This window comes from Neisseria sp. HMSC070H10 (genome assembly GCF_001837635.1).
Lineage (GTDB): Bacteria > Pseudomonadota > Gammaproteobacteria > Burkholderiales > Neisseriaceae > Neisseria > Neisseria subflava_A.
In genome coordinates this window covers 141,564-159,408 of sequence record NZ_KV833358.1, presented here as the reverse complement: position 1 = coordinate 159,408, position 17,845 = coordinate 141,564, and the positions used below count along the sequence as shown (strand labels likewise).

The 17,845-nt window shown below is 48.1% G+C and carries 13 protein-coding genes; 4 read left to right on the top strand and 9 right to left on the bottom strand.

Features of this window, described 5'->3' with window-relative positions:
- Positions 1-37: 37 nt before the first annotated feature.
- Genes ispE through HMPREF2606_RS01935 form a run of 3 tightly spaced genes read right to left on the bottom strand, consistent with a single transcriptional unit; the run spans position 38 to position 3,398 of the window.
- Entirely contained in the window at positions 38-886 is an 849-nt protein-coding gene (gene ispE, locus HMPREF2606_RS01945) for a 4-(cytidine 5'-diphospho)-2-C-methyl-D-erythritol kinase (RefSeq protein ID WP_070843227.1), read from the bottom strand.
- Between the two features lie 8 nt (positions 887-894).
- Positions 895-1,479 (bottom strand): outer membrane lipoprotein LolB, encoded by a 585-nt coding sequence (locus tag HMPREF2606_RS01940; RefSeq protein WP_070713910.1) that lies wholly within the window; start codon positions 1,477-1,479, stop codon positions 895-897.
- A gap of 56 nt (positions 1,480-1,535) precedes the next feature.
- Complete coding sequence (locus tag HMPREF2606_RS01935) at positions 1,536-3,398, bottom strand: tetratricopeptide repeat protein (protein ID WP_070713911.1); 1,863 nt, start codon at positions 3,396-3,398, stop codon at positions 1,536-1,538.
- 175 nt (positions 3,399-3,573) lie between these two features.
- On the opposite strand from HMPREF2606_RS01935, the gene HMPREF2606_RS01930 reads away from it, so the two are divergent.
- On the top strand, positions 3,574-4,179 hold the full coding sequence (locus tag HMPREF2606_RS01930; RefSeq protein ID WP_070843217.1) for a CoA pyrophosphatase: 606 nt from the start codon (positions 3,574-3,576) through the stop codon (positions 4,177-4,179).
- Between the two features lie 52 nt (positions 4,180-4,231).
- Here HMPREF2606_RS01930 and cysG read toward each other — a convergent pair whose 3' ends face one another.
- Positions 4,232-5,629: a siroheme synthase CysG gene (gene cysG / locus HMPREF2606_RS01925; RefSeq protein ID WP_070814226.1), complete on the bottom strand. Its 1,398-nt coding sequence runs from the start codon at positions 5,627-5,629 to the stop codon at positions 4,232-4,234.
- Between the two features lie 301 nt (positions 5,630-5,930).
- Between cysG and aroA the strand changes: the two genes are divergently transcribed.
- Together aroA and recA are read left to right on the top strand one after the other, a co-directional pair.
- On the top strand, positions 5,931-7,223 hold the full coding sequence (gene aroA / locus HMPREF2606_RS01920) for a 3-phosphoshikimate 1-carboxyvinyltransferase (RefSeq protein WP_070814227.1): 1,293 nt from the start codon (positions 5,931-5,933) through the stop codon (positions 7,221-7,223).
- Positions 7,224-7,370: 147 nt separating this feature from the next.
- A complete protein-coding gene (recA, locus tag HMPREF2606_RS01915; RefSeq protein WP_070713923.1) occupies positions 7,371-8,417 on the top strand; it encodes a recombinase RecA in 1,047 nt (348 codons plus the stop codon).
- A gap of 96 nt (positions 8,418-8,513) precedes the next feature.
- On the opposite strand, the gene fghA is transcribed toward recA, so the two are convergent.
- The gene (fghA, locus tag HMPREF2606_RS01910) at positions 8,514-9,362 is read right to left on the bottom strand and encodes an S-formylglutathione hydrolase (RefSeq protein ID WP_070585700.1); all 849 of its coding nucleotides are present in this window, start codon (positions 9,360-9,362) and stop codon (positions 8,514-8,516) included.
- A gap of 496 nt (positions 9,363-9,858) precedes the next feature.
- On the opposite strand from fghA, the gene HMPREF2606_RS01905 reads away from it, so the two are divergent.
- Positions 9,859-11,571, top strand: coding sequence for a proline--tRNA ligase (locus HMPREF2606_RS01905; protein WP_070714217.1), 1,713 nt, complete (start codon positions 9,859-9,861; stop codon positions 11,569-11,571).
- A gap of 66 nt (positions 11,572-11,637) precedes the next feature.
- On the opposite strand, the gene pflA is transcribed toward HMPREF2606_RS01905, so the two are convergent.
- From pflA to HMPREF2606_RS01885, 4 genes are all read right to left on the bottom strand, one after another.
- Positions 11,638-12,444: a pyruvate formate lyase 1-activating protein gene (gene pflA / locus HMPREF2606_RS01900; protein ID WP_070713925.1), complete on the bottom strand. Its 807-nt coding sequence runs from the start codon at positions 12,442-12,444 to the stop codon at positions 11,638-11,640.
- A gap of 139 nt (positions 12,445-12,583) precedes the next feature.
- A complete protein-coding gene (gene pflB, locus HMPREF2606_RS01895) occupies positions 12,584-14,869 on the bottom strand; it encodes a formate C-acetyltransferase (RefSeq protein ID WP_070713929.1) in 2,286 nt (761 codons plus the stop codon).
- A gap of 303 nt (positions 14,870-15,172) precedes the next feature.
- Positions 15,173-16,471, bottom strand: coding sequence for an adenylosuccinate synthase (locus tag HMPREF2606_RS01890; RefSeq protein WP_070585699.1), 1,299 nt, complete (start codon positions 16,469-16,471; stop codon positions 15,173-15,175).
- Positions 16,472-16,514: 43 nt separating this feature from the next.
- Complete coding sequence (locus HMPREF2606_RS01885; RefSeq protein ID WP_070713935.1) at positions 16,515-17,672, bottom strand: ATP phosphoribosyltransferase regulatory subunit; 1,158 nt, start codon at positions 17,670-17,672, stop codon at positions 16,515-16,517.
- Between the last annotated feature and the right edge of the window lie 173 nt (positions 17,673-17,845).

The following is a 17,845-nucleotide window of genomic DNA, read 5'->3' as shown; positions in this document are numbered from 1 at the left end:
ATCCAGTGTCTTAACCGCTTGACGACTCCCCAACTTACTAAATCATATGAAACAGCGGATGAATATCTAATCCTTCCACACAATAAGCTTCATATGATTGAGAAACCTGTTGGTAAATTGTATGTGCTTCTTGATGAGATTCACTTGCTATAAACAAACAAGCCCCAGAACCAGTCATTAATGCATAACCATATTGGGATAACTCAACATAAGCCTTCCAAACTTCAGGATATTCCTGAAACACAACAGCCTGCATATCATTTTGAAACGGCTGTAACGATTGGAAAGTCGGCATTATGCTGGGTTTGGAATCCCGTGTCAAGCCTTCATGTGCAAAAATTTTAGCTGTTGCAACATGGACGGGGGGCTTAACGATAACATACCATTGTTTAGGGACATCTATTTCAGCCAGCTTCTCGCCCACGCCTTTGGCAAAAGCACTTCTTCCAAAAATAAAAAAAGGAACATCTGCACCAAGACTTACGCCTAAATCAATCAGTTGCTGCCTGCTCAAGCCGCATTGCCACCATTGGTTTAAAACCATTAAAACCGTGGCTGCATCAGAGCTGCCGCCGCCCAATCCGCCTCCGGTCGGAATCACCTTATCCAACCAGATTTCGACACCATGCGCCACGCTTGCATATGGCAGTAATAATTTAGCCGCCCGATGAGTCAAGTCTTGCTCAGGCTCAAGCCCTTCTACCGGCGTATGCAGAATAATCTGCCCATCAGTACGCATTTTCAGATGAACGGTATCATATAAGCCGATCAAACAGAAAATACTTTCCAAATTATGATAACCATCGCTCCTGCGGCCGGTAATCCTCAAATCCAAATTTAATTTAGCCGGTGCAGGAAAGGCTTGGATTTCCTCTGAAACAGACATGGTATCCTCTATTTGCGTGCTGCGCATCGGGTTTGTCCATTCTTATCCAAAGAGTGGTTTACCGTATCGAACACCAAGCGGATATTAAACTTGGCATTCTCAAGTTGAAGTGTTTTGGGCTGTCCTGAACCATTTAAAGTACGCGATATTGTCCAGTCAAACTGCTCCAGACGGCCATAAGGCAGGATTTTGTATGGCGCATTGGCAACGCGTTTACCATCAGCCCAAATATGCAGATATTGAACCGGCAAAGCAAAGCCCAAAAGCTGTCTGCTTAATTCCTCAGCCGTTTCCGCCTGATAAACCTTACCCTTACTGTCTACTGCCAATACACCTTCACTGTCTTGACACAGCTGGCCTACGGTATTACCCAGCGGTGTATTGACATCAATGGTTTGAACCGCATTCTGATAAGTCCAGTCGAAATTTGCATAAGAGCCTTTGCCTTCCACTTTGACAGCCAATCGACCGTCTGCACTAAAATCCTGCACCTGCTCTGCTGCTTGCCAACTGTTTTGCTGGGGTAAGTTTGGCTGTGCACAGGCAGCTAAAAGCAATAAGGCTGCAACCGATGATAATTGTTTTACATTCATGGATATCCCTTCATAGGCCGTCTGAAATCAAACGCTTTTCAGACGGCCTTTTGGTTTTATTTGTGTTTTTGAGTATGCGGTTTGCTGGACGTTATACCAAATTTGGACATTGTCTCTTTTAATACTCGGAGATTGTTTCCGCGTTTCAAGCCGTCATTCCAGATTTCTTTGGCCTTGTCTTGGTCTCCAAGCGTCCATAGGACTTCGCCCAAATGCGCGGCGACTTCGGCTTCAGGTTCTTTTTCATAGGCATATTGGATATACGGCAAAGCCATTTGGGCATCGCCTTTAAGATAATAAGCCCAGCCTACACTATCATTAATTGCTGCGCTTTCCGGATCCATTTGATAGGCCGTCTGAACCATTTTGAAAGCCTCGTCCAAATCCTTGCCGTTTGACAACAAGGTATAGCCCAAAGCATTCCAACCATGCGGATTATCCGGATACAGCTCTACCACACGGCGTAAATCGGCAATCGCCTTGCTTGGCTGATTCAGCTTCTCATACACCATCGAACGCTGATACAGCACATTGGCAAGCAACTCTGGAGAAGCTTGGGTTTTCAAGGATTTTTCGGTGGAATTTACCAAGCTGTTCAAAGCGTTCAACGATTCTTGCAGATTGGTATTTTTAGACAATACGAACAAAGCCGTATTCAGCAAATCCCTGGCTTCAAAATAACGTCCTCTTTGCTCGGGCATTTTTTGTGCGCGTTGCACCAATGCCCAAGCCTCTTTATGGTTACCCTGTTTAGCTTCGATGGAAGCAGCCAAAATGGTTTTATCAAACGTATAAGCCGTAGCCGTTACCTTATCCAGCCATTGTTTGGCTTTGGCCAATTCTTCTACATCATTATATGAAACCGCACCAATTAACGCTGCACGGCTGCGCTGCTCTTCCGTGCCGGCTTTATAAGCCTTTTCCAGATAACTGTTTACCGCAGAAATATTTTCCGTCTTGCTGGCGGACAATAAGGCGGCCTGAATATACAAATCAGGGTTTGGATTTTCTTCCAACAAAGTCTGCAAACGCTTAAAAGCCTTATCATTTTGGCCATGGGCGATCAAATTGGCGATATCCAATTCCTGCCAAATCGGAGATAAGGTTTTGGTGTCTGTCTCTTTGAAAAAGCCGTCCAGAATATCAGGATGCCGTTGCGCCATCAGACGCAGGGTAACAAAAGTCGGCGGCAGAATTTCGTTGTCCAACTTGGCCAAGCGTTGCAATGCGGCAATGGCGTGTTTCTTTTGACCGTCTTTTGCACTAAAAATTGCATCCGCAATCGCCGCTTCTGGAAAATCTTTATAATTCAAGGCCGTTTTATGCACCTGTTTGACCGCATCGCTGGTCAGATTCGGCTGTTGGGCTGCGGTTTGCGCCAAAAGCAAGAACACGCGCTTTTGCTCGTCTTCACTACCGCCGGCAATCACCTCGTCCAATCCGCTCAAATTCTTATCGGCTTTACCCAGCAGCAAATTGCGCAACCAAGTCATACGCTTTTGTGTTTCACCAGGCTCAGGCTCGATTTCGCGCCATTTTTGGTAAATGGCTTCAGCCTGTTCAAAGGCATTTAAAGAAACCGCCATCTCCAAAGCGCGTTCGGCCACTTCGGGAGATTTGGTGCGATGCAACGTCAAAATATAAGTAAACAGTGCAGAGGCGGCATCACCCTTTTGCAGAGCCAGTTCTGAATTTAACAAAGTAAAAACCTGCGATGTGCGGTTTTGTATACCCAACAGACGTATCCGCTCCTGCTCACGCTCTTCGGGAGAAAAACGGTCGGCACGGCTTTTCTTTTTTATAATCTTAGCCGATTCAAAAACTGCATTTGAATCGCCGGGCGCGGCGAAAGTTTGTGTAGCAAACAACATCATGACAGCCGCAGCTGCTACTTGAATACGGGATGGGGAAAACAACATAACTATCCTTTTTGAGAACCTGCCGGCATTTTCAGACGGCCTAAGCACTTGCAGAACAGACGCAAAGCTTTATTTATCATTCAGGCATAACTGTAACACACGCACCCTATTTTGTTGACACGGTAACCGTAAACCTTGTGTAATCCTCATCTGCATAAAATGATCAGCGCCAGAAATGAATACCGACCAACTTATCCATTTCCTCACTCAAGCTTCACACTTCAGCAGCCGTATGCAAGCAGAGCGCAATCAATTAGTTACCGCCCACACAGTCAAAGAAGCAGCCGTTTTGGTCGACATTGTCTTGCATGAAGGAGCGTGGCAAATCTTACTGACCAAAAGGGCCGAGACCTTAAGGCAGCACACCGGACAAATCGCCTTTGCCGGCGGCCGCAAAGATGTTCAAAACGATAACCTAACGGCAACGGCGTTAAGAGAAGCTTATGAAGAAACCGCCATTCCGATTGCCGCATGGCAGACTTTTGCGCCGCTCCCCTTTTATGACACGCCTTCCGGCTATCGTGTTACGCCTGTTCCGGCAATTTGCACCCAGCCCGTCAACCCTAAAGCCAATCCCGACGAAGTAGCTGAAATTTTTTATCTGCCTTTGAACTTCGCCTTAAACCTGCAAAACTATACATTCCGTCATCTTCATCACAACAATCAAACCCTCGCCCTCCCCGCCCTGCCTTTCCAACACTATGACATTTGGGGTCTGACAGCAATCATCCTATATGGACTGGCAGAACGTTATCAGCAATATTGCCAAGCTTCTAAATAAGGCAAGGCCGTCTGAAACCAATGTTCAGACGGCCTTATTTGATCAATCCTCTTTACGCCGCTTCTTCATAGCATTCGACAAATTCTCCAAACCATTTCATCTCATCGCGCAGAGCAACCACTTCGCCAATCACCATTAAAGCTGGACGCTCTGCTTCGGCAGCCAGCAAGCCCAAATCTTTCAGACGGCCTGTCCGCACGGTTTGATTCGGTAAAGTCCCATTGGAAATCACAGCGACGGGTGTAGAAGGCTGCCTGCCATAAGCCATCAACTTTTCCGCAATCTCAGCCGCTTTAAGCGTACCCATATAGATTACCAACGTTTGGCGGCTTAAAGCCAAAGTCTGCCAATCAGGCTGATTGCCCTCGTGTTTGCTGTGGCCAGTTACAAATAAAGCACTTTGGGCGCAATCGCGATGGGTTAACGGAATACCGGCATAAGCAGTAGCTCCAAGTGCAGCAGTAATGCCCGGCACAATGCGGTAGGCAATTCCGGCCTGATGCAGGGTTTGTACTTCCTCCCCGCCACGCCCGAACACAAAAGGATCGCCGCCTTTCAACCTTACCACGCGCTCGCCTTTTTGAGCGTGCTCAACCAATAGACGGTTGGTTTCTTCCTGCTGGACATGGTGCGCACCGGCGCGTTTACCCACGCTGATTTTCACCGCATCTTTGCGTACCATCGCCAAAATTTCATCCGACACCAAAGCATCGTAAAACACGGTATCCGCAGCCTGAATCGCCTGCAAAGCATGTATGGTCAGCAAGCCCGGATCTCCCGGCCCTGCCCCCACCAAAACCACTTCGCCGCCAAACGGCGTTTCCCGGTTTAACTGCGTGATCAATTCACGTTCCGCCGCCTCGATATTGTTTTGAGCTGCAAAAATACTGAAACGGCTGTCGAACAACTTCTCCCAAAAATAACGGCGTTGTTCGACATTATTCAGCGCTTGCTTAACCTTTGTGCGCCATTTGCCGGCAATACGCGCCATCGTGCCCGTATGCAGCGGAATCAATGTCTCAATAATCTGCCGCCATTTACGCGCCAATACAGGCGCAGTACCGCCGCTGGATATGGCGATCTTCAACGGTCCCCTATCCACCACGGCAGGTACGATAAACGAACACAAGTCCGCCGTATCCACCGTATTACACAATTTTGCCCGTCGTTCCGCCGCTTCAAAAACACGGTGGTTAAACACGTCGTCATCCGTCGCCGCAATAACAAAATACACCTCGTCCAACATGGCTTCTTCAAACAAGCCGCCCAGCCAAACTATTTTCCCTTCAGCCGCCCATTGCTGAAACTGCGGATTCAGAGTTTCCGCAACAACGCGTACGCGCGCTCCGGCAGACAACAGGCTTTCCGCCTTGCGTTCGGCAACCTTGCCTGCGCCTACCAGTAAAACAGGACGGTCTCTCAAATCGGCAAACAAAGGATAATGGCTCATGGTCGTGCTCTTACTTTATCAATGATTGTCCGCCGATATTAAAGGCCGTCTGAACAAATAGGAAAGAATGGTTTCTGATTTTCTTATGGTGTTTGGTTATATACCTGCCACAACAAAATAAGTTATAGCGGCAAACACAAAACAGGAGCAGAAAATTTCAAAATAAATGATTGAAAAATTGTGTAACGATATAAAAATTCATTTTTTTCACAAATAAATTGCGCCCTCTTCATTTTTCAGACGGCCTTTGCCTGCGTATAATATCGGTCTAATTTACAATTCAAACGAGCTTAGTCCAGCCATGACCGAATCCATCCGCCTGCCCGCTTCTACACTCAAGCCTTCGACCGTTGCCCTGCCCGGTTCCAAAAGCATCAGCAACCGCACGCTGCTCTTGGCGGCACTCTCCGACAACGTTTGCGAAATCCATTCTTTGCTCAAATCCGACGACACCGACCGAATGCTTGAAGCACTCGACAAACTCGGTGTTCAAATTGAATCTTTACCTGAAGGTCGTCTGAAAGTTCATGGCACCGGCGGCCGCTTTCCCAACCAAACCGCCGATTTGTTTTTAGGCAACGCTGGTACGGCATTCCGTCCTTTGACTGCCGCGCTTGCCGTTTTGGGTGGCGACTATCATCTGCATGGCGTACCGCGTATGCACGAACGCCCTATCGGCGATTTGGTGGATGCGCTGCGGATTGCAGGCGCGGACGTACAATATCTGGGCAATGAAAACTATCCTCCGCTTCAGATCGGCAAACACCAAGACAACGACGAGCGCGTTATTCCGATTAAAGGCAATGTTTCCAGCCAATTCCTGACCGCCCTGCTGATGGCTTTGCCCCTGACCGGACAAGCATTTGAAATCCACATGGTAGGCGAGTTGATTTCCAAACCTTATATCGACATCACGCTCAAGCTGATGGCGCAGTTCGGTGTGAACATCATCAATGAAGACTACCGTGTATTTAAAATCCCGGCCGGTGCCAAATATCATGCGCCCGAACATTTATATGTAGAAGGCGATGCCTCCAGCGCGTCTTATTTCTTGGGCGCAGGCCTGATTGCGGGTACACCCATCCGCGTAACCGGTATCGGCGCACACAGCATTCAAGGCGACGTTGCCTTCGCCCGCGAACTGGAGAAAATCGGTGCGGATGTCATTTGGGGCGAAAATTTTGTAGAAATTTCCCGTCCTGCCGAGCGCAAGATTCAGGCTTTTGATTTGGATGCCAACCATATCCCTGACGCGGCCATGACTCTGGCTATCGTCGCACTGGCCACCAAACAGCCCTGCGCCCTGCGCAATATCGGCTCATGGCGCGTCAAAGAAACCGACCGCATCGCCGCCATGGCAACCGAACTGCGCAAACTGGGTGCAGAAGTCGTTGAAGAAGCCGAGGCCATTCATATTACGCCGCCCGAAACACTTACCCCCGATGCCGTCATCGATACTTACGACGACCACCGTATGGCCATGTGTTTCTCTCTGGCTTCGCTTTTGGGCGTCCCCGTCATCATCAACGACCCGAAATGTACGCATAAAACTTTCCCCGACTATTTCCAAGTTTTTGCATCATTGACCAACTGATTGATTATTCAACGTTTCAGACGGCCTGTTGCATACAAAAAACACAGGCCGTCTGAAAAATAAAAATAAAACTATACTTTTTCTTAATTTATGCGATAATAGCTAAATAAATTCTTAGCGATTCATATTTCCTTTCGGAGAGAAAACATGTCAGACGAAAAAAGCAAAGCCTTAGCCGCCGCCCTTGCCCAAATCGAAAAAAACTTCGGCAAAGGCTCCATCATGAAAATGGACGGCAGCCAACAGGAAGAAAACCTTGATGTTATTTCCACCGGCTCCCTCGGCGTGGACTTGGCACTCGGCGTCGGCGGTCTGCCCCGCGGCCGCGTGGTTGAAATTTTCGGCCCGGAATCCTCCGGTAAAACCACACTCTGTCTCGAAGCCATTGCCCAATGCCAAAAAAATGGCGGTATCTGCGCATTCATCGATGCCGAGCATGCTTTTGACCCCATTTACGCCCGCAAACTCGGTGTAAAAGTCGAAGAACTCTATCTCTCCCAACCGGATACCGGCGAACAGGCATTGGAAATCTGCGATACATTGGTACGCTCTGGCGGTATCGATATGGTTGTTGTCGACTCCGTAGCCGCACTTGTGCCTAAAGCCGAGATCGAAGGCGAAATGGGTGACAGCCACGTCGGCCTGCAAGCACGCCTGATGAGCCAAGCCTTACGCAAACTGACCGGCCACATCAAACGCACCAATACATTGGTTGTTTTCATCAACCAAATCCGTATGAAAATCGGCGTGATGTTTGGCAGCCCTGAAACCACAACCGGCGGTAACGCGCTCAAATTCTACGCCTCCGTCCGCCTCGACATCCGCCGTACCGGTCAGATTAAAAAAGGTGATGACGTCATTGGTAACGAAACCAAAGTCAAAGTCATCAAAAACAAAGTTGCGCCTCCATTCCGTCAAGCCGAATTCGATATTCTTTACGGCGAAGGCATCAGCTGGGAAGGTGAATTGATCGACTTGGGGGTCAAACATAACATCGTTGAGAAATCCGGTGCATGGTACAGCTACAACGGTGCAAAAATCGGCCAAGGTAAAGACAATGTACGCGTTTGGCTGAAAGAAAATCCTGATATCGCCAACGAAATCGATGCCAAAATCCGTGCAGCAGTCGGTATCAATGTCGATATTACCGAAGGTAAATTAGACGATACCGACGGCGAACGTCCTGAGGAATAAGCCTGTTTGAAATTAAAGGTTACAAAAAGACCAAATAAAGGCCGTCTGAAATCCGACCATTAATCGGATTTCAGACGGCCTTTTATTTAATATAGTTTAAAGCCCTAATGCCTGAGCGTGAAACTCAATATGCGAATCGATAAAACTGGCAATAAAGAAATAGTCATGCCCATAGCCCGGACGTACTTTATATTGGATATTGAAACCTTTTTCACGCGTTGAGCGGACAAACCCTTCTGGTTGCAGGACTTCAGGATATAAAGTATCTTCACTGCCGACATCGATCAAAACAGGCAATTTATGCGAGGCCATCTGAAGCAGCTCTGTACTGTCATAGTATTTCCATGTTTCCATGTTTTGACCCAAATAAGCTGAAAATGCCTGCCTGCCGCCTTCCGTATCGATTGGATGACATAAAGGCGCAAAGGCAGAAACCGCAGCATATCGGCCGGGATGCTTCAAAGCCAAATGCAGCGCGCCATGCCCGCCCATGCTGAAACCTGCAATGCTGCGCTCTTTCGTTACCGGAAAATGATGCTCGATCAAATCAGGCAATTCTTGGCTGATATAGCTTTCCATTTGATAATGCTGCGCCCAAGGTGCTTCAGTTGCATTGACATAAAATCCGGCGCCCTGTCCAAGATAATGCTCTTCACTGTCGGCAACATGCTGACCGCGTGGCGAGGTATCCGGAAAAACCACAATAATATTCCATTGTGCCGCAAAACGTTGGATTCCGCTTTGCCGAACCAATTCAGAACCATCACTATTTAAGCCGGAAAGAAAATATAAAACAGGTGCGGGATAGCCTTTTAAGACTTGTGGCGGTAGATAGACATCAAATACCATATCCGTCCGGCAAGTTTGAGAAAAATGGCGGTAACGTTCCTGATGCCCGTTAAACATCTTTCTGCGTTCCAGCAAATGCAATTCTGAATTTTTCATTTTATTCCTTGTAAGGAAACAACAATAAGCAGAATGTTAGCGCAAAACCTGCCCATCGTGTTGTTGCCCCATCTTTTTAAGGTGCCCCAATCTGCTTTAAACAAGGCTTGCCAATCATGCGAAATCATTACGCCGACAGCATTTAAAATCTATACACAATCTCTGTGGATAAATCTGTTGATAAGCTTTGGGTAATCGTAAAATTTTCTTTAGGAACAAACTAAGTCTTAAATTGACTAAAATTTAATCAAATAAAATATAATAAAATCAAATAGTTATATTTATAAGATTTTACTATAATCATACAGTGAAAATTTATAGGTAAAACAAGGTTATGCGGCTTTGTGCATAAATTAGGGTTGACATCCCTAAAAATCGCCCCGAATCAAAAGCTGCGTAAAATAACGGCCGATTTCATCAGATGCCATTCAAAAGACGCGCGGCCATACATTTTGCGTTACAATACGCACTTATTTTTAAGAAAGAAAAATACGCCATGAAAGCCTCCCAGTTCTTCATTTCTACCCTTAAAGAAGCTCCTGCCGAAGCCGCACTTGCCAGCCACAAGCTGATGATTCGTGCCGGCTTGATCAAAGCCAACGCATCCGGTCTTTATACTTGGATGCCGATGGGCCTGCGTGTATTGCGCAAAGTTGAAAATATTGTGCGTGAAGAAATGGCCCGCGCAGGTAGCGTGGAGCTGCTGATGCCGGTGGTACAACCTGCCGAACTGTGGCAGGAATCCGGCCGCTGGGAGTTTTACGGTAAAGAACTGCTGCGTCTGAAAGACCGTCATGACCGCGATTTCTGCATGGGTCCGACTTGCGAAGAAGTCATTGCCGACATCGTGCGCAAAGAAGTCAACAGCTACAAACAACTGCCGAAAAACTTTTACCACATCCAAACCAAATTCCGCGATGAAGTGCGTCCGCGCTTCGGCGTGATGCGTGCGCGCGAGTTCGTCATGAAAGATGCTTATTCCTTCCATGCCGACTATGCCTCGCTTCAGACGACCTATCAAGATATGTACGACGCTTACTGTCGTATCTTTACCCGTCTGGGCTTGGAATTCCGCCCCGTCGCCGCAGACACCGGCAGCATCGGTGGTACCGGCTCTCACGAATTCCAAGTATTGGCAGAGAGCGGCGAAGACGTTATTGCATATAGCGACACTTCTGATTACGCCGCCAATATCGAATTGGCACCTACCTTGCCACTTAAAGGCGAACGCGCCGCTGCTCATGCCGAGTTGACCAAAGTACATACACCAAACGTCAAAACCATTGAGTCTTTGGTTGAATTCCTCAATATTCCGGTTGAACAAACCCTCAAATCCATCGTGGTTGAAGGCGAAAACGAAGGCGAACTCATCCTGCTGCTGTTGCGTGGCGACCATGAATTTAACGACATCAAGGCAGAAAAACTGGCCGGCGTGAAATCACCGCTGACCATGGCAAGCCCTGCCGCGATTGTTGAACAGTTCGGTGCAAACGGCGGCTCTCTCGGCCCTGTCGGCTTCAAAGGTAAAGTCTATGCCGATTTCGCCACCGAAAAAGGCGCAGACTGGGTTATCGGCGCGAACGAAGACGACTACCACTATACCGGCTTCAACTTCGGCCGAGATGCTGCTGAGCCTGAATTTGTCGATTTGCGCAATGTCATCGAAGGCGATATCAGCCCTGACGAACAAGGCCGTCTGAAACTGGCGCGCGGTATTGAAGTCGGCCATGTCTTCCAATTGCGCGACAAATATACCCAAGCCATGAATGTCAGCTTCTTGGATAATAACGGCAAATCCCAAATCATGGAAATGGGCTGCTACGGTATCGGTATTACCCGCGTTGTTGCCGCCGCCATCGAGCAAAACAACGACGAAAAAGGCATTGTTTGGACCAAAGCAATGGCGCCGTTTGAAGTCGTTATCGTGCCGATGAACTACAAAAAATCAGAAGCTGTACGCGAAGCCGCCGACAAAATCTATGCCGAGCTTTTGGCTGCCGGTGCAGATGTATTGTTGGATGACCGCGACGAACGTGCGGGCGTATTGCTGAATGACTCCGAGCTGTTGGGTATTCCTCACCGCATCGTGATCGGCGATCGCGCCTTAAAAGAAGGCAATGTCGAATATGCCGAGCGCCGTGATAATCAGGCTCAAGCCGTTGCGGTATCAGAAGTTGTCGCCAAGGTTTTGGCCGCATTGAACGCTTAGGTTTTTTTCAATAATGAAAAGGCCGTCTGAAACTGATTATTTCGTTTCAGACGGCCTTTTTCTGTTTTAATAAATAATATTTTTTCCGTAGCTCTCTAATATTTCTTTGATTTTCAAAATGGTTTCTTTAGGCGGCGGATGTACGCCTTTTAATTTGTATTCGTCGCCGCACAAAGCCCATTTGTGTGCGCCCAATTCGTGATACGGCAAAAGCTCGACCATTTCTACATTATCCATATTCCCAATAAACTCGCCCAATAAATGCGCTGAACGCTCATCATCGGTATAACCGGGAACAACCACATAGCGCACACGCGTCGGCTGATTGCGTTCGGCAAGATAGCGCGCGAATTTCAGCGTTTTGGTATTGGGAATACCGACAAGTACTTTATGAATTTCAGGATCGATTTGTTTTAAGTCGAGCATGACCAAATTGGTATGATCAAGCAAATCATCCAAAATCGAATCATAGTGCAAGGCATAGCCATTGCTGTCGAGACAAGTATGGATATCGTGTTCCCGACAGGCCGTAAACCAGTCGCGCACAAACTCATATTGCAATAATGGCTCGCCGCCTGTTGCCGTTACGCCTCCGCCTGTCGCACGCAGATAATGACGATAGGTCATGACTTGCTTCATCACGGTTGCCACATCCAATTCCTGCGCCTGCTCGGTATGCAAATCCCAAGTATCGCGATTATGGCAATAAAGGCAACGCATCAGGCAACCTTGCAAAAAGAGCACGTAGCGCAAACCCGGACCATCGACAGCACCGCAAGATTCAATCGAATGAATAATGCCTTTGCCGTTATAGTGACGGTGGCCAAGGTCTTTCAGTTCCGGCTCGGGGGTAATGGCAAAAGTCGTGGACATAGTGTTCGGCTCAAAAATGTTTTTGCTTATATGGATTGTACGATAATAAAGGCCGTCTGAACATTTCAGACGGCCTCGGAGCTTTGTTTCAAAACAAACCAAACGCAAATTTAGCTTCTGGTTTGTTTCTCAACCCGGATTACATGGTTTCTGTGAACGTACGGGTAATCACGTCAAGCTGTTGTTCGCGGGTCAGCGAGTTAAAGCGAACCGCATAACCGGACACTCGAATAGTCAACTGCGGATATTTCTCCGGATTGTGCATTGCATCTTCCAAAGTCTCACGATTCAATACGTTGACGTTCAAGTGTTGACCGCCTTCCAAAATACCGTCTTCATGGTGGAAATAACCGTCCATCAAACCGGCAAGGTTGCGTTCGCGAGAATGCTCGTCTTTACCCAATGCGCCAGGAATAATGGAGAAGGTATAGGAAATACCATCTTTGGCAAACTCAAATGGCAGTTTGGCTACGGAAGTCAATGAAGCGACCGCACCGTTGACGTCACGGCCGTGCATTGGGTTTGCACCCGGACCAAACGGAGCGCCTGCACGGCGGCCGTCTGGAGTATTACCGGTTTTCTTACCGTAAACAACGTTGGAAGTAATGGTCAGTACGGACTGAGTCGGAGTGGCGTTGCGGTAAGTTTTGTGGGTTGCCACTTTTTTCATGAAACGTTCAACCAAATCGCAGGCGATATCGTCAACGCGGTCATCGTTGTTACCAAATTGTGGGTATTCGCCTTCGATTTCAAAGTCAACGGCAATGCCGTTTTCGTCACGAATCGGTTTCACTTTGGCGTATTTAATGGCAGACAGGGAGTCGGCAGCCACAGACAGACCGGCAATACCGCAAGCCATCGTACGGATCACATCACGGTCATGCAGCGCCATCAACGCGGCTTCGTAGCTGTATTTGTCATGCATGTAGTGAATGATGTTCAACGCGGTAACGTATTGGGTTGCCAACCAATCCATGAATTTGTCCATGCGCTCAAAGACAGTGTCGTAGTCCAAAACTTCGTCCATAATCGGCTCGGTTTTCGGACCAACTTGCTCTTTAGATTTTTCATCCACGCCGCCGTTGATTGCGTACAGCAGGGTTTTTGCCAAGTTGGCACGGGCGCCGAAGAACTGCATTTGTTTGCCGACAATCATCGGGCTGACGCAGCAGGCAATAGCATAGTCATCGCTATTGAAGTCAGGACGCATCAAGTCGTCGTTTTCGTATTGGATAGACGAAGTGTCGATGGATACTTTGGCGCAGAATTCTTTAAAGCCTTGCGGCAGTTGTTCTGACCACAATACAGTGATGTTTGGCTCAGGAGACGGGCCCATGTTGTACAGGGTGTGCAACACGCGGAAGTTGGTGCGTGTTACCAAGGTACGGCCGTCCAAGCCCATACCTCCGATGGATTCGGTTGCCCAAATCGGGTCGCCGGAGAAGAGTTGATCGTATTCCGGAGTACGCAGGAAACGAACCATACGCAGTTTCATCACCAAGTGGTCAATGAATTCTTGCGCTTGGGTTTCGGTAATCACACCGTTTTTCAGGTCGCGTTCGATGTAGATGTCCAAGAATGAAGATACACGGCCGAAAGACATCGCCGCACCGTTTTGAGATTTAACGGCAGCGAGGTAGGCAAAGTAAGTCCATTGGATGGCTTCTTGTGCATTTTTTGCAGGGCCGGAAATGTCGTAGCCGTAAGAAGCCGCCATTTCTTTCATTTGACCCAAGGCTTTGTATTGTTCGTTGATTTCTTCGCGACGGCGGATGACTTCTTCCAAGTCCACACCGTTTTCCAAATCGGCTTGCAGTGAGTTGAACTGGTTGAGTTTGTCTTTCATCAAGAAGTCGATACCGTACAATGCCACGCGGCGGTAGTCGCCGATAATACGGCCGCGGCCATAAGCATCCGGCAGGCCGGTAATCACACCTGATTTACGGCAGCGGCGGATGTCGGGCGTATAAACGTCAAATACGCCTTGGTTGTGGGTTTTGCGATATTTGGTGAAAATTTCGCTGACTTCAGGATTCAATTCAACGTTGTACACTTTGCACGCATCTTGTACCATTTTCAAACCGCCAAACGGCATGATAGAGCGTTTCAAAGGCTCGTCTGTTTGCAGGCCGACGATGGTTTCCAAATTTTTGTCGATATAGCCTGGAGCATGGCTGGTAATACCGGAGACGATTTGCGCGTCGATTTTATACGGCTCGTGCGTACGGTTTTCAACCTTGATGCCTTCCATCACTTCCGCCCACAGCTTGGTTGTGGCTTCGGTTGCTGGTGCCAAGAAAGAGGCATCGCCTTCATATGGCGTGTAGTTTTTTTGAATAAAATCGCGGACATCTACGTTGGTTTCCCAGTTGCCACCGACAAAACCTTCCCAAGCGGCTGGACGTTGCTGAACATCATTTGACATATCAAGCTCCTAATTTTATTGAAAATATAGACTGTAAATTTTCTAAAAGGATAACATCAATACCCATTTATTTACAGGGGTTTTTGTGAAATAAAATTACAGATTTGGTTTTTCTTGATTTACGTCAATGAGAATAATTGTTACTTGGTACTACAGCGCAGTTTCTAAACATTCGCACTTAAAAACGGCGTAGAATATAAAATTCAGCCCCGAAGACAGGTGTTCTTCAGGGCTGATTTTTTATTGCATTGCATATATAAAGGCCGTCTGAAACATTCAGACGGCCTTTATTCACTTCATCAATTAAGCAAACGGATGGTGCAGAACGATGGTTTCTTCACGATCAGGACCGGTTGAAACAATAGCCACAGGCGCACCGCAAACTTCTTCAATACGTTTCAGATAAGCTTTAGCGTTTTCAGGCAGCTTGTCGTACTCTTTCACGCCAAAAGTCGACTCGCTCCAACCCGGCATGGTTTCGTAAATCGGTTTGCAGGTTTCCACCGCATCGGAGCCGCAAGGCAGAATGTCGGTTTTGCTGCCATCAGGCAATTCATAACCTACGCAGATATTGATGTTTTCAATACCGTCCATCACGTCCAGCTTGGTGATGCACATGCCGGAAATGCCGTTAACTTGAATAGAGCGTTTCAGAGCAGCCGCGTCAAACCAGCCACAACGACGCGCACGACCGGTTACAGAACCGAATTCATGGCCGCGTTCAGCCAAACCTGCGCCCACTTCGTCAAACAATTCAGTCGGGAATGGACCGGAACCCACTCGGGTGGTATAGGCTTTAACGATACCCAAGACGTAATCCAGCATTTGCGGACCTACGCCTGCACCGGCAGATGCGGCACCTGCCAAGCAGTTGGAAGAAGTGACAAACGGATAAGTACCGTAGTCGATATCCAGCAACGTACCTTGCGCGCCTTCAAACAACAGGCTTTCACCTTTACGGTTTTTCTCGTTCAAAACACGGGAAACATCGGTAATCATCGGCGTAATGCGCGGTGCAACTTTTTCAATGACCGCCATCACGTCTTCAACTTTTACCGGCTCGGCATTGTGCAGGTGTTGCAACTGAACATTGTAATAAGCCAAAACAGCTTCCAATTTTTCAACCAGTTTTTCAGGGTGCAACAAGTCCACCACGCGAATCGCGCGACGGGCAACTTTATCTTCATAGGCTGGGCCGATGCCGCGACCGGTTGTACCAATTTTGCTTTTACCGCGGGAAGCTTCGCGTGCTTGGTCAAGCGCAATGTGGTAAGGCAGGATCAATGGGCAGGTCGGCGCAATTTTCAGACGGCCTTCAACGTTTTTCACACCGGCGGCGTTCAATTCGTCGATTTCACCCAGCAATGCTTCAGGAGAAACGACAACACCTGAGCCGATGAAGCAGTCCAAAGTCTCATGCAAAATGCCGCTTGGAATCAGGCGCAAAATGGTTTTTTTGCCACCGACAACCAAAGTATGGCCGGCATTGTGGCCGCCTTGGAAACGTACTACACCGCTGGTTTCTTCCGCCAGCCAGTCAACAATCTTACCTTTGCCTTCATCACCCCATTGGGCACCGATTACGACAACATTTTTAGCCATAGCCATCTAACCTTATTTCAGATACAAAATTTCAAAATAAAACTCAATCGTTCAAAGCGATTACTTTCCAAACGCCGTCTACCTGTTTCAGACGGCCTGTAACCTCTTCCGAACCGTTATAGCCGATACCGTAATCGATAACGACACATTGTCCTTGTTCGCGCAAAGCATCTACCGCTTCTTGAGCCGCAGGCATGTCTTTTACATCGACAGCCACCACGGATTCCCGTCCGATAGCAGGAAGGCGGCCGATGAAGCTGCGCAAATCAAAACTGAATCCAGCAGCAGGACGCGCGCGTCCGAAGTATCCGCCCAATCCGTCATAACGGCCACCACGTGCCACGGCATCATAAAGATTTGAACCATAAGCCGCGTAAAGCAAGCCGGTGTGGTAATTGTCAACGCGCAGTTCCGACAAATCGATATGCACTTTTTGATTTGGGAACGCATCGCATACTGCCTGCAATTCATCCAGCGCCGCACTGACTGCGGATAATTCAGGTAATTTCTCACGGGCCAAAGTCAGCACTTCGCGACCGCCGTACAGTCGGGGCAACAGTGAAAACGCTTTTGCCCACATGCCATCGAGTTTCCACTCTTTGACCAACTGGCTGACAGCCTCGGCATCTTTGTCCTGCATCGATGACAGCAGGATTGCCGATTGCTGCTCATCCAAATGCGCGGCATTTGCTAAAGCACGGAATACGCCAATATGGCCCAATGAAAGCAAGACCTCGCCCATGTCGGCGATCTTCATGCTTTTCAGCATCAAATCAATCAATTCAATATCCGCTTCAATACCTTCCAAGCCGTACATTTCCGCACCGGCCTGCAAAGGCTCGCGCATATTGAGCAATCCGTCAGGCCGCGCATGAAGCACCGAACCGGCATAGCATAAACGGTTGATGCCTTGATTGGCGGAAAGCAAGTGGGCATCAATGCGCGCCACCTGCGGCGTAATATCCGCGCGGATACCGAGCTGGCGACCGCTGAGCTGATCGACGACCAAAATGGTTTTCAAAGACAAACCAGCATCGATATGCGTCAATAAGGAATGGCTGTATTCCATCAACGGCGGCTGCACCAATTCGTAACCATGCACGCGGAACAAAGCCAACAGCCGCTCACGGGCGCTTTCCAATTGTCGCGCATTGGTCGGCAATACGTCGGCGACGTGTTCAGGAAGCTGCCAAGACTTCATGAGAATCTACCTCTGTTTTTTGTAAACACAAAGGGCTGCTTAAATTTAAAACCAAATCAGCCTGACAACTGAAATTTTCCTGAATGCATCGACAGAACATCCGATGCGGCTTCAACAAAACTGATTTTAAATTTAAACAGCCCCTGAGTGACGGCTTCAAACCGTCGAGTTAT